11 protein-coding genes are annotated in these 12,752 nt (G+C 72.1%); 10 read left to right on the forward strand and 1 reads right to left on the reverse strand.

Annotated features, from left to right (window positions below; translation table 11 throughout):
- Positions 1-2: 2 nt before the first annotated feature.
- The 10 genes from O7633_RS06510 (at position 3) to O7633_RS06555 (ending at position 11,119) form a co-directional block, all read left to right on the forward strand.
- A complete protein-coding gene (locus O7633_RS06510) occupies positions 3-263 on the forward strand; it encodes a phosphopantetheine-binding protein (RefSeq protein ID WP_278136078.1) in 261 nt (86 codons plus the stop codon).
- Positions 260-1,420: an acyl-CoA dehydrogenase family protein gene (locus O7633_RS06515; protein ID WP_278136079.1), complete on the forward strand. Its 1,161-nt coding sequence runs from the start codon at positions 260-262 to the stop codon at positions 1,418-1,420. The genes O7633_RS06510 and O7633_RS06515 overlap by 4 nt, the downstream gene beginning before the upstream one ends.
- On the forward strand, positions 1,413-2,579 hold the full coding sequence (locus tag O7633_RS06520) for an acyl-CoA dehydrogenase (RefSeq protein ID WP_278136080.1): 1,167 nt from the start codon (positions 1,413-1,415) through the stop codon (positions 2,577-2,579). Before O7633_RS06515 ends, O7633_RS06520 begins: the two co-directional genes overlap by 8 nt.
- Positions 2,576-3,232, forward strand: coding sequence for a 4'-phosphopantetheinyl transferase superfamily protein (locus O7633_RS06525; protein WP_278136081.1), 657 nt, complete (start codon positions 2,576-2,578; stop codon positions 3,230-3,232). Before O7633_RS06520 ends, O7633_RS06525 begins: the two co-directional genes overlap by 4 nt.
- Positions 3,232-4,152: a hypothetical protein gene (locus tag O7633_RS06530; protein ID WP_278136082.1), complete on the forward strand. Its 921-nt coding sequence runs from the start codon at positions 3,232-3,234 to the stop codon at positions 4,150-4,152. The genes O7633_RS06525 and O7633_RS06530 overlap by 1 nt, the downstream gene beginning before the upstream one ends.
- Complete coding sequence (locus O7633_RS06535; protein ID WP_278136083.1) at positions 4,149-5,711, forward strand: amino acid adenylation domain-containing protein; 1,563 nt, start codon at positions 4,149-4,151, stop codon at positions 5,709-5,711. Before O7633_RS06530 ends, O7633_RS06535 begins: the two co-directional genes overlap by 4 nt.
- Entirely contained in the window at positions 5,708-6,220 is a 513-nt protein-coding gene (locus O7633_RS06540; RefSeq protein WP_278136084.1) for a flavin reductase family protein, read from the forward strand. Before O7633_RS06535 ends, O7633_RS06540 begins: the two co-directional genes overlap by 4 nt.
- Positions 6,217-8,703, forward strand: a complete 2,487-nt coding sequence (locus tag O7633_RS06545) for a condensation domain-containing protein (RefSeq protein WP_282326780.1) — start codon at positions 6,217-6,219, stop codon at positions 8,701-8,703. The genes O7633_RS06540 and O7633_RS06545 overlap by 4 nt, the downstream gene beginning before the upstream one ends.
- Positions 8,693-10,030 carry an MFS transporter gene (locus O7633_RS06550; protein ID WP_282326782.1) on the forward strand — a complete coding sequence of 446 codons (1,338 nt, stop codon included), beginning with the start codon at positions 8,693-8,695 and terminating at the stop codon, positions 10,028-10,030. Before O7633_RS06545 ends, O7633_RS06550 begins: the two co-directional genes overlap by 11 nt.
- 153 nt (positions 10,031-10,183) lie before the next feature.
- A complete protein-coding gene (locus tag O7633_RS06555) occupies positions 10,184-11,119 on the forward strand; it encodes an IS630 family transposase (RefSeq protein WP_282326783.1) in 936 nt (311 codons plus the stop codon).
- A 467-nt stretch (positions 11,120-11,586) separates the two neighbouring features.
- Here the strand turns inward: O7633_RS06555 and O7633_RS06560 are convergent, their stop codons facing one another.
- Positions 11,587-12,285, reverse strand: a complete 699-nt coding sequence (locus O7633_RS06560; RefSeq protein WP_278136101.1) for a hypothetical protein — start codon at positions 12,283-12,285, stop codon at positions 11,587-11,589.
- Between the last annotated feature and the right edge of the window lie 467 nt (positions 12,286-12,752).

The following is a 12,752-nucleotide window of genomic DNA, read 5'->3' on the forward strand; positions in this document are numbered from 1 at the left end:
CCATGAGCACCCTGGACCCGCGCTTCGTCGCCATGCTGGAGCCCTTCCTGCCGTTCGCCGCCGGCGAGCCGATCACCGAGGAGTCGGACCTGCGCGAGCTGGGCCTCGACTCGATGCAGGCGATCGAGTTGATGTTCGCGGTGGAGGACACCTTCGCCGTGGTCCTGCCGGACGACGCGCTCACCGAGCACACCTTCGCCACCGCCGGCAGCCTGTGGCAGGTCGTCTCGCGCGCCATGGGCGACTCCGTGGTGACGTCGTGACCGCCCGGCCGGAGGCGACCGCGCTGGTCGAGCGGGTCTGCGCGGTGGCGGCCGGGCACGTCGACAAGACCGACGACCTGGCCAGCTTTCCCGTCGAGGCCCTCGACGAGCTGCGGGTCACGGGCCTGCTCGGCCTGCTGGTCGACCAGGCGCACGGTGGCCTGGGCGGCAACCTGCGCGACGTGCTCGCCGCCAGCATCCAGCTCGGCCGGGTCGACATGTCCCTGGCGATGATCTTCGTGATGCACTGCCAGCAAGTCGCCGCGGTGGTCGGTCACGCCGAGCCGAAGCTCGCCGACGAACTGCTGCCGGAGATCGCCGCCGGTCGGGTCTATCTCGCCTCGGTCACCACCGAGGCCGGCAAGGGCGGCCACCTGCTCAGCTCCGAGACCGAACTCGGCGTGGCGGCCGGCGAGCTGACCATCGACCGGTTCGCCCCGATCGTCACCGGTGGCGCGGTCGCGGACGGGTTCCTGGTCACCATGCGCAGCCCCGGTGCCCGCTCGGCCAACCAGGTCTCGCTGGTCTACGCCCACCGCGACCAACTGGAGGTGACCGCGTCCGGCGACTGGCAGCCGATGGGCATGCGGGCCAGTCACAGCCTCGCGTTGCGGCTCACCGGCCGGGTGCCGGAACACCAGGTCCTCGGTGGGCAGGGCGGCTTCCGGCAGATCGCCCTCCAGACCTTCGCCCCGTTGGCACACCTGGGCTGGTCCGCGTGCTGGTTGGGGACCGCGACCGGGGCGCTCTCCCGGGTGCTGCGGATGCTGCGCAGCCCGACCGGCCGGGGCAGCGCCGACCTCGACTCCGAGCTGCTGCTCACCCGCCTGTCGACGGCCCGCCAACGGGTCGACACGGTGCACGCGCTGCTCTGGCACACCGCCGACGTCGTCGAGTCGGCGCCGGAGCTGTCCGTACCCCGGGTGCAGTTGCTGCTCAACGCGCTGAAGATCACCGCCGCCGAGCAGTGCTACCAGGCCGTCGAGGCGCTCATCGACGCGGTCGGGCTGCGCCACGGGTACCTGCGCGGCTCGGTCACCGGGCTGGAACGCGCCCACCGTGACCTGCGGTCGGCGGCGCTGAACTACAGCAACGACCGGCTGCACCTGGCCGACGGCAAGCTGGCCCTGCTCGACCCGGACGTGCACCTTGTCTAGCGGGCCGGCGCTGGCCGTCGCCTCCCGGGCACCGGCCGACCCCGACGGCCGGTCACCGGACCTCCGCGCCGACCTGGACGCCGTGCTCGGTCCGGTGCCGCCGGACGCCGACGGGTGCGCGGTCTGGCGCGCGCTGGGCACCGGTGGCCTGCTCGACCGGTTCTACGCGCCGGGTCGTCCGGGTCACCGGATCGACCCGGACGCGCTGGCCACCACCCTGTCCACCCTGGACGCCGCCCGGCCCCCGGGGGTGACCCTCTCCGTCCTGGTCCAGGCGTCGACCGCCGTGCCGCTGCTCGCCGAGTTCGCCGCCGGGTCACCGCCGGCCACCGAGGCCCTGAAGCGGGTGCTCTCCGGCGCCGCCACCGTGGCACTCGCGGCCACCGACGCCGGCGCCGGCTCCGACCTCACCGCGCTGGCCACCACCGTCGAGTCCGGCGCCGACGGTGTCCTGACCGTCAGCGGCACCAAGAGGTGGATCACCGGGGCGACCCGGGCCGATCATCTGCTGGTGCTCGCCCGGCAACGGCCGGGCCGACACTTCACCTGCTTCAGCTGGGTGCTGGTGCCCGCCGGGGCGCCCGGGGTCACCGTGACCGCCGCCGACACCGACCTGTTCGGCGGTTCCGGGGTCGGCCACGTCGAGCTGGACCGGGTCCGACTGCCCGGGGCGCGCCTGCTGGGGCGTACCGGCCTGGGGTTGCCGCTCTTCGCCCGGCGAATGGCCACCGAGCGGCTCGCCGGTGCGCTCTGGGCGGTGGCGCTCTGCCGGCGGGTCATCGCCGACACCCGGGCCCGGCTGCTCCGGCGGCACGTCGCCGACGCCCCGTTGTGGCACTCCGACGCCGTCCGGCAGCGCCTCGCCCGCTGCCTGACCGAGGTGGTCAAGCTCGACGCGCTCTGCCGGGTGCTGGGCCCCGCCGCCGTCGACTCCGACGGTGCGGCCGGAGCGCTGCTCAAGGCGGCGGTCGGGCCGACCGTCGAGGTGGTGCTCGCCGAGTGCGCCCAGTTGCAGGGCGCCGACGGGTTCGCCGTCGGCGGGGCCCAGCGGCTGCGGGCCGAGGCCGCCGTCTTCGGTATCGGCGGTGGCACCACCGAGGTGGTGCTCGGCGTGGTCGCCGACCACGTCGACGCGATCCTGCGGCGGATCGACCGATGAACAGCGTACGGGTGCGGCTCCGGCCGGGCATCACGGTGCTGCTCGTACCGGCCGCCGACACATCGCCCGGTCCGGTGGACCGCGCCGCCGACGGATCGTCCGGTCCGGTGGCGGGGGACCGAGCCGGTCTGGAGGGCCTGCCGCCCTGGCGCCGGGCCGAACTCCTCGCCGGGCGTGCCGCGTTGCGCCACCTCCTCGCCGAGGTGCTTCCGGAGGCCCGGGACGCGACCGTCGCGTACGCCGACAGCGGCCGGCCGTACCTGGTCGGTTGGCCGTACGTCGGGATCAGCATCGCCCACGACGCCGGTAGTGTGGCGGCCGGCGTGGCGGTGGGCCACACCGTCGGGGTCGACGTGCAACATCCGGCCGACACGGTGCCGGACTCGCTGCTGCACCGCTGCCTGCGGCAGCACACCGACGAGCTGGCTCGACTCCCGATGCGCCACCGGGCCACCGAGCTGGCCTGGGTGTGGACGGTGCAGGAGGCGTGCGTCAAGGCTGCCGGCACCGGGATGGCCGGCCAGCCGTGGTCGATCGACGTCCGGCCCTACGCCCACCACGGGCGCTGGGGGCGCTACCGCTGGACCAGCCTGCGTGAGGCGTCCGACATCCCGTTCAGCTGTGCCTACGCCCCACTCCCAGGGAGCCGATGATGCTCGGGTATCCGGAGTTGACCTGCTATACCACCAACCTGGTGGCCTGTCTGGAGCCGACCGACCCGGCGGTGCGGCAGCGGCTGGCCGACGGTGTCCGGCTCGCCGTCCGGACCGACCTGCCGGACGGGCTCGCGTTCTCGCACCACCCGCGACTGGACGTGGACGACCGGGGGTACGGCCTGACCTACCGCTCGGCACCGGCCTGGGAACCGGCGCGGGCGGAGCTGCGCGCCGAGCTGGCCGAGGCCGGTCAGGTGCTCGCCTGCGGTGACACGTACCAGCTTCCCTGGTCGCCGTCATACGGCCGGACGCACGCACCACACTGGCTGCTACTGCGCGAGCACGACCAGGGGCGCTGGCTGGTCGCCGACCACTTCGCCGCACTGACCCCGGCCGGGTGGCAGGACCCGTACCTCGGGTGGTTAGACGACGCGCAACTGTCGGCGGCCCTGCGACCGATCGCCGACCCGGCCCCCGAGCAGGTCGACCGAGACCGGTACGCGCTCGGCACGCCGGTCGAGCTGCCCCCGGTGACCCACGTCCGCTGGCTGGCCCGCCACCCCGACGCGGCCACCACCCGGGAGGGGACCTGGATCGACGAGCCGGGCGCCGCGCTGCGGCACGTGGCACAGACCCTGCTCGCCAACGGTCAGCTGCTCGCTCGGCACATCGAGGACCTCTGGGCGGCCAGCCGGCACTTCCGGTACCGGCACGGCGAGCACGCCGCCGCCGGCCGGATCGACCCGCACGCGGCCCAGGTCGCGTGCGACGCCTGGGAGCAGTTGCCGCGTGCCCTGCGCTTCGCCGCCGACTCGGCCACTCGTGGCCGGCCCCGCCCCGGCGTACTGACACAGGCCTTCGACCAGTTGATCAGCACCCTGCCCGCCTGCGTCGCCACGATCGAGGAGTCGCCATGACCGCTGCCTCCGGACCCCCGCATCCGACCTCGCTCTATGGCTGGTTCGCCCGCTCGGCCGCCCTGCACCCGTCCGCGACGGCGCTCGAGGTCGGCGAGCACGTCGTCAGCTACGCCCGGCTGGAGTCGATCGCCGGACGGTTGGCCGCCGGGCTGATCGAGGCGAACGGGGGACGCCGGCCCGCCCGGGTCGGGCTGCTCGCCGGCCGCACCCTCGCCGCCTACGCGGGCTACCTCGCCGTGACCCGGCTCGGCAGTGCCGTCGTACCGCTGAATCCGTCCTTTCCGGCCGCGCGCAATGCGGCGATCACCCGAGCGGCCGAGCTGGACCTGGTCCTGGCCCAGGCCGGCGGCGCCGCGGCCGAGCTGCCGACGCCGCTGCTGACGGTCGACGACGCGACGCTGGCCACCGGGGAGCCGGCCGCCGCGGGCCCGCTGCCGGCCGCTGCCGAGCCGGCGCCGACCGAGCTGGCGTACATCCTGTTCACCTCCGGCTCGACCGGGGTGCCGAAGGGGGTGCCGATCCGGCATCGCAACGTCTGCGCCTACCTGGGTCATATCATCGAGCGTCTCGGCCTCGGGCCGGGCTGCCGGGTCTCGCAGACCTTCGACCTCACCTTCGACGTCTCGGTGCTCGACCTGTTCGCCACGTTCGGCTCCGGCGCTACGCTCGTCGTACCCGGCCGCAACGACATCCTGACCCCGGTCCGCTTCGTCCAGCGCCGCAGCCTGACGCACTGGTTCTCGGTGCCCTCGGTGATCTCCTTCGCCCAGCGGCTGCGGGCCCTGCCGCCGGACTCGATGCCGACGTTGCGGCGCAGCATGTTCGCCGGCGAGCCGTTCACCCTCCAGCAGGCGCGGGCCTGGGCGGCTGCGGCACCGGCCAGCGTGGTGGAGAACGGCTACGGCCCGACCGAGCTGACCGTCACCTGCACCGGGTACGCGCTGCCCCGGGATCCCGACCGGTGGCCCGCCCCACCGAACGGCACCGTGCCGATCGGCACCGGCTTCGCCGGGCTGGAGTATCTGGTGCTCGACGAGGACGGCTGTCCGGCCGGCGAGGGTGAGTTGTGCGTCCGTGGCGCGCAGCGCTTCCCGGGCTATCTCGATCCGGCCGACAACGCCGGCCGGTTCCTGGCCCACGACGGCGGCACCGCGACGGCGTACGACCCGGCCACGCCGCTCACCGACGCGCACTGGTACCGCACCGGGGACCGGGTCCGGGTCACCGCCGACGGCTTCGTCCACTGTGGTCGACTAGACCACCAGGTGCAGATCCAGGGGTACCGGGTCGAGCTGGGCGAGGTCGAGGCCGTTCTCCGGGAACAGCCCGGGGTACGCGAGGCGATCGTCGTCGCCCGGAGCGGGCCCGGTGGCGAGCAGGTCCTCGACGCCGCCTACACCGGCACCCCGCAGGACCGGGAGACCCTGCTGGCCGCGTTGCGCGGCCGGCTCCCCGCCTACATGGTGCCCACCACCCTGGCGGCCTTCGACGACTTCCCGCTCAACGCCAACGGCAAGATCGACCGGCGGGCGCTCGCGGAGGTGCTGGCCCGATGAGGCAGCCACCCGCCGCCGTCGACACCACGCTGTCGCCGGCCGCCTTCCGGGACGCCATGATCCGGTTCGCCGCCACCGTCACCGTGGTCACCACCGGCACCGCCGAGCAGCCGGTGGGCTGCACCGCGACATCGGTCCTGTCCATCTCGGCAGACCCGCCGAGCATCGGGGTCTCGTTCGACTCCGGCAGCCGGACCCTGCGGGCGATCCTCGACGCCGGCACCTTCGCGGTCAACGTGCTCGCCCGGGGGCAGTGGGCGCTCTGTGCCCGGTTCGCCACCGGGGCGCCGCAGCACCGCTTCGACGACGTGCCGATCGAGCACCGGTACGGCGTCCCGCTGCTCACCCAGGCCGCCAGCAGCGTGGTCTGCCGGGTGCTGGGCACCGCCCCGCTGCTCGACCACACCCTGGTCATCGGCCAGGTGCTGCACGCCGAGGCGGGCACCGGGGAGGGCCCACTCGTCTCGTACGAACGTCAACCGCACCGTCTGCTCCGGGAGTTGCCATGACCGTGGAACCGTCCGCCCCGCAACAGGAGGCGCTCTGGTGGGTGCAGCAGCGGTCGACGCGTAAGGACCTCTACAACCTCACCTGGCGGATGGCCGTCGGCGACCTCGACCCGACGGTGCTCGGCCGGGCCTGGCAGGCCGTGGTGGACCGGCACGAGGCGCTGCGCACCGCGCTGGTCGCCCACGACGGCGCGGTCTGGCAGGAGATCTCCGCGACGGCTCCGGCCGTACTCACCGAGCTGGCCTGGCCGGCACCGGCCGCGCCGGCCGGCACCGACCTGTTCGACCTGGTCGCCACGCACACCCACCGTCGGCCGTTCGAGCTGGGGCGGGCACCGCTGGCCCGGCTCTGCCTGGTCACCGTCGGCGACCGGCACGAGTTGCTGCTCACCGTCCACCACGCGGTGCTCGACGGCTGGTCGGTGCAGCGGGTCGTCAAGGAGCTGGCTCAGGCGTACGACATCGAGAGCCGCCGGCCGGGCGGTGCGTCGACCGCCTTCGACAGCGAGCCGGTGCCGTTCCTGCCGCACGCGCGGGCCGCCCGGACGGCGCTCGCCGACGGGAGCTGGCAGGAGAGCATCGACTTCTGGGTGCGGCACCTCGGCGGCGGGGAGCCGGTCGCCTGCGCCACGGTGCTCCCCGACCGGGCTCCGGCCGGCCGGGCCCCCGACGACCTCGGGTCACCCGGCGCGGTGCTGCGTCACCGGCTGAGCCCGGCCGCCGTCGACGGGGTGCGGGGGTTGACCAAGCGGGGTGGTATGACGCCGATCGCCGGATATCTGGCCGCCGTGCACGTCGTCCTCGCCCGGGGTGGTGCCGGTACCCGGGTGGCCGTCGGTGTCGCGGTGGCGAACCGGCTCGGCGAGCGCGACGAACGGTGCGTGGGATACCTGACCAACGTGGTGGTAGCCGCCGGCACCGTACACGACGACGACACCTTGGACGAGGTGGTGGGCCGGGCCCGGGACGACTTCTGGGATGGCCTGGAGCACCAGCAGGTGCCGTACGCGGTGATGCACGCCGCCCTGCCGGTCGAGGCACGCGAACGCATCGGTGCCATGCCGGCGGTGCTGCTGACCTACCACGGTCACATCGGCGGCAGTGTGCGGCTCGGTGACCGGGAGACCGAGCTGCTGGCGAGCCCCAGCACCGGGGCAACCAACGATCTCGCCCTCGGCGTCTTCGAGCACCCCGACGGCACCACCGTCGAGGTGGAGTACGACACCGGCCGGTTCGACGCGGCGACGGTGTTGCGGTTCCTCGCCGACCTCGACGGGGTGCTCGCGCACGGCGGCCGGGCCGACGTGCCGGTGCAAGCGCTCCGGGTGGCCTCCCGCACCGCACCGGCGTACCGGATCGCGTCGGCGCATCGGGTCGGGCCGGCGAACGGGTCAGCGGGCCCTCCGGTAGCGGACGGATCGACGGTCGGGCCGGTGAACCCGGTCGCGGACGTCGTCACCGGGCTGTGGCGACGGACGCTGCGGGTCGACGAGGCGACGGCCGACACCGACTTCTTCGACCTCGGCGGCCACTCGTTGCAGGTCTTCGACCTGATGGCGGAGATCGAACGGCACACCGGCGCACCGGTCGACGTGCTGGAGTGGCTGGACCGGCCGACCCTCGGCCGGCTGATCACACTCAGCGGGCCACCCGGCACCGGTACCGAAACGGCCGAAATGGACGGCCCGGCGGGAGACGCGACACTGCGCGCCGGGACCGGCGACGGGGTGCACCTGCACCTGATCCGTCCGGCGGGCGGTACCGACCACTCCATCTACCGGGAGCTGGTGGCGGCACTGCCGCAGTCCTGGCGGATCACCGGCGCACCGGACGACGACGCCTGGACCGTGCCGGCGTTGGCCGAGCGGTACGCATCGGCGCTGCTCGCCCAGCCGAGACTGCCGGACATCATCGGCGGCTGGTCGTTCGGCGGGCTGGTCGCCTACGCGATCACCCTGCGGCTGCGCCAGCAGGGTGTCCAACCCCCTCGGCTGCTGATCGTCGACTCGTCGCCACCGGACGGCGCGCCCGCCAACGACGACGAGGGGGATCTGGAGGCCTTCGTCGGCGTGATCCTGCGCTCGATCGACGCCGGGCACCTGGTGCCGCCGCGCCTACGGCTCGACGACGACGTGGAGCACGCTCTCGGGGTGCTCGACGCGCTCCTGCACGGGCACGGCTCGCCGGTGCCGATCGAGGTGCTCCGGCACCGGCTCACGGCGATGGTCCGGCACTGGCGGGCGATGGGCGGTTACGTGTCGACCGAGCCGGTCGACACCCCGGCCGTCCTGGTGGACGCCGAACTCGGCCACGCCGATGTCGAGGGGTGGACCAAACTGCTCGGTTCGGGCACTATCGTCGTCGATGTGGACACCGACCATTATGCCGCAATGAAGGAGCCGTCCGTCCGGGACATCGCCGCCGCGCTGACACAGCTGGCCGAGTCGACCGTCGAGGTTGGAGCATCGATCGGTGACCGGTAACGAGCGGTCGACGACCGATGCCAGTGTCGCCGCCGAGAGCGGGACGGTGCTGACCGCCGGTCCGCACCAGGCAGGGAAACCGCCGGACACCTCCGCGACGCCCTCCCCGGTCGCCGGTGCGCGCAACTCGTTCGCCCTGGTCGCCTTCACGGCCCTGACGAACCTGGCCGACGGCGTCACCAAGATCGTGCTGCCGCTGCTGGCGACCCAGTTGACCAGTTCACCAGCGCAGGTCTCCGGGGTGGCGATCACGCTGACCCTGCCCTGGCTGCTGGCCTCCCTGCACGTCGGTGTGCTGGTCGACAGGTTCGACCGACGGCGGCTGCTCTGGCTGGCCGACGGCGCCCGTACGCTGGTCGTGGTCACCCTCGCCTGGCTCTATCTCGCCGACGGGCTCACCATGCCCGCGCTGTATGTCGGTGGGTTGGTCCTCGGGGTGGCGGAGGTGGTCGCGCTGACCGCCGCCGTGGCGATGATCCCGGCGGCCGTGCCGCGTTCCGGCCGGGAGCGGACCAACGCGTGGATCGCCGGGGCGGAGACCGTCTGCAACGAGTTCGCCGGCCCGTTCGTCGGCGGCCTGCTGGTCGCGCTCGGCAGCGCGATCGCGCTCGGCGCGACGGCTGTCGCGTACGTGGCCGGCGCCCTGCTGCTGGTGCTGCTGGTGGGCCGGTTCCGGCCGGTGGCCGTGACCGGTGACGAGCCGCCCAAGGTACGGCGCCAGATCGTGGAGGGGTTGTCCTTCCTCTGGCGGCAGCGGCTGCTGCGCTTCATGGCGCTCGCGCTGACGGTGCTCTGCTCGGCCTGGGCCGTCTGGCTGGCGCTGATGCCGCTGATGGCTACCCAGGTCATGCGCGCCAGTCCCCAGGAGTATGGCCTGATACTGAGCATGCTCGGCGTCGGCGGCCTGGTGGGTGCCGCCACCGTCGGCTGGATCAACCGGCTGCTCGGGCAGCGGTGGGCGCTCTTCGGCGACCTGCTCGGCACGGTGGTCATGGTCGGGATTCCGGCGGTCACCACGAACGTCGTCGCGGTTTCCGTGGCCGCGTTCCTGGGCGGCATGGGTGGGGTGCTCTGGACGGTGAACTCCCGGACCATCAGCCAGGTGCTGGTCCCCGACGAGTTGCTCGGCCGGTACAACGCGGCGGCCCGGTTGTTCAGTTGGGGGGCGATGCCGGTCGGTGCGGCGATCGGCGGAGCGGTCGCCCAGCTGTTCGGGCTGCGGGTGACGTTCGCCCTGTTCGCCCTCGTTGCGGCGGTGCTGATCGTCCCGTTCTTCGTGGTGATCCGCCCCGAGCTGCTGGCGGAGGCGACCTCCGCCGAGCGCTGAGCCCGCCCCGCGTCACCCCGACCGCCCGACCGCCCGACCGCCCCGGCACGATGATCAGCGCCGGAGCGGCCGGGCGGCCGGGCGGTCGGGTGGCCAGGTGCGGTCGGGCGCGGCTAGTGCCTCGTCTTTGAACGTTGATCGTGTAATCCGTCGGTGCTGAGTCAGACCAGCGAGGACTACGTCCGCGACGTGATCCACGCGTTCAACGATCGGGGGTTCGACGCCCTGAACCCAGAATGGAACGGGGGCGCACCGAGACGGATCGATGAGCAGACCAGAGACTGGATCTGCGTCATCGCCCGGTGCGACCCCCGCTTCCTCGGCCAACCCTTCTCCTGCTGGTCCCTGACCAAGCTGCGCGACTACCTCGTGGCGGCTGGTCACGTCACCACGATCAGCGTCGAGAGCGTCCGCCGGATCCTGCACGGACGCGGGATCTCGTGGCAGGCCACCAAGACGTGGAAGGCCAGCACCGACCCCGACTTCACCACCAAGATGCGCCGGGTCCTGGACCTCTACGACCACCCACCCGCCGACGGCGGGGTGCTCTGCGTCGACGAGTTCGGGCCACTCAACCTGCAACCCCGCCCCGGCCGCGCATGGCGAGGCGTCGGACACCCGGTGCGACTACGCGCCACCTACCGGCGTGACCAGGGCGTACGGCACATGATCGCCGCCCTTGACCTGGCCATCGGCAAGCTGCACTACCGCATCCGCGACCGCAAACGGTGGCGCGAGTTCCTGGCCTTCCTCAAGACCCTGCGCCGCCGCTGGCCCGACCAACACCTGTACCTGATCCTGGACAACTTCTCCCCGCACAAGCACCCCGAGGTCCGCGCCTGGTGCACCGCCAACCAGGTCGACCTGGTGTTCCTGCCGACGTACGCGTCCTGGCTGAACCGGATCGAGGCCGAGTTCGCCGCCGTGCGCTACTTCGCCCTCAACGGCACCGACCACCGCAGCCACCCCGAGCAGGGCGCCGCCATCGGCGCCTACATCCGCTGGCGCAACCAACACGCCCGACCGAAATCCGGGTTCGCGATCAACTCCAAGATCCGCCACACGGATTACCCGTTCAAAGCTGCGTGACAAGGCACTAGATCAGGAAATCTCTACCGCTCTAATACGAGTTAGAGGCCGTTGACCAGGGCATAAGCCCCGGTTGACGGCATCTTTTCGTGCTGTCGGGACGGCCGGATTCGAACCGACGACCCCTTGTTACGGAACGTAGCTATCGCAAGCTTGTCACTGCTTGGCAAGAATAGGCGCTGAGCTGCACAGATGCGGCCATGCACTCGCCTCTTCTTGTCACTGTTCGTCAACGCCTGGCCGGGGTTTTCGGGGGGTAAACGGGGGGACCGACAGATTGCCGCCAGGTCCCACCGCGCCTACTCCCCCACCGCCGGGACCGACACCTCCCGTCCCCACCAGGAGGAGAATCTGTCTGGGGTCAACCCCGGGCGGGCTTCTTAACTCTGCGAACCGTCCTCCCCGGCAACTGGATCGCGGTTGCCATGGCGCAGGGGCGCGGCCGGAGAGCCGCGCCCCTGCCTCCGTCATTGAGACTCGGCTCTGGCTGCGTACCGTCGAACCCAGTCGACGAAGGACGAGAAGTCGGGATCGTCCAAGCGGCTCAGCACACCGTCCAACTCTGCGCTGGGTCCTTCGTCGGCGAGAAGGACAGCGAGCGCTGCGTCGCGGGGACAGTAACCTGGCAGCGTGGCGCCTGACCGGAGCCGATCCTTGAGAACACCGCGGTCCAGCAGCGGAGCGAACTCCGCGATCTTCTCCGCCAACAAGGTGCGCAACGTGGCCCCCTTCTCGATTACCGCCTGAGGGGAATCGAGCGACCACAGGGAGTGGTCGCCGGAGTCGATCCCCGCGGGGACCCTGCCACTGGTCAGGATGCGGAGCATCTCCTCACGCGGCAAGGTCCAGAGCGAGTTCGGCTTGGCCAACCGGGTTCGAACCAAGCCCTCCGTCACTTCCGGCAGTTCGGCGTCGGTCGCCCTCGAATCGCTTCGCATGTGAAGCAACCACGGATACGGCACGACAGCCACGTTGACGTAGAAGAGATAGGCGTTCCTCGTTGACGATGAGGAACGCTGGAACTCCACGACGAGAGCATCCCCGTCGTCTTCGACCCGGCGGTAGACGTGGCCCGCCCCGCTTACCAGGCGGTACTCTGCCATAACCGGATCGACGAACTCCCGGCAGAGCGTTCGGCTCAGATTGCGCGCCAGGTGCCCGGACATCGCCCCCTCACTCTCGTGGTCACGGACGTTTGCCGTCCAGCCTGCCGCCGCGGGCCCACCATCACGTGCATATGGCAGCAGGGACTGTCACCGCTGGCGACCACAATCAGGACGCTTCCGTAGTCGGCGACGCACTCGTCAGTGGGGAGCCGTAGAGCAGCGAGCCCCCGTGGCGTGGGTAGGGGTGGCGCAGGCCGGTGGTCGGCCATGCTCCAGTCTCCGCTGCCCTGCCCTGCACGGCTGCGGCGGCGGGCCCGGCAGGGGATCCGACACGGATTACCGAATCGAATCGGGTTCGGTGACCGGAGATGAAACGGGTTCGTAGTAACCCTCCACGACGTCGTAGAGCACCGCCCCGGGCCTGGTGCCGGTGTATACAGCGCCTCGTTGGAGTGTGAGCACGGCACGACCACGCCGACTGAGGATGGCGAGGGCGAAGTCGGCCCGCACCCCTGCACCCATCGGCG

This window comes from Micromonospora sp. WMMD712, assembly GCF_029581295.1.
GTDB classification, from domain to species: Bacteria; Actinomycetota; Actinomycetes; order Mycobacteriales; family Micromonosporaceae; genus Micromonospora; species Micromonospora carbonacea.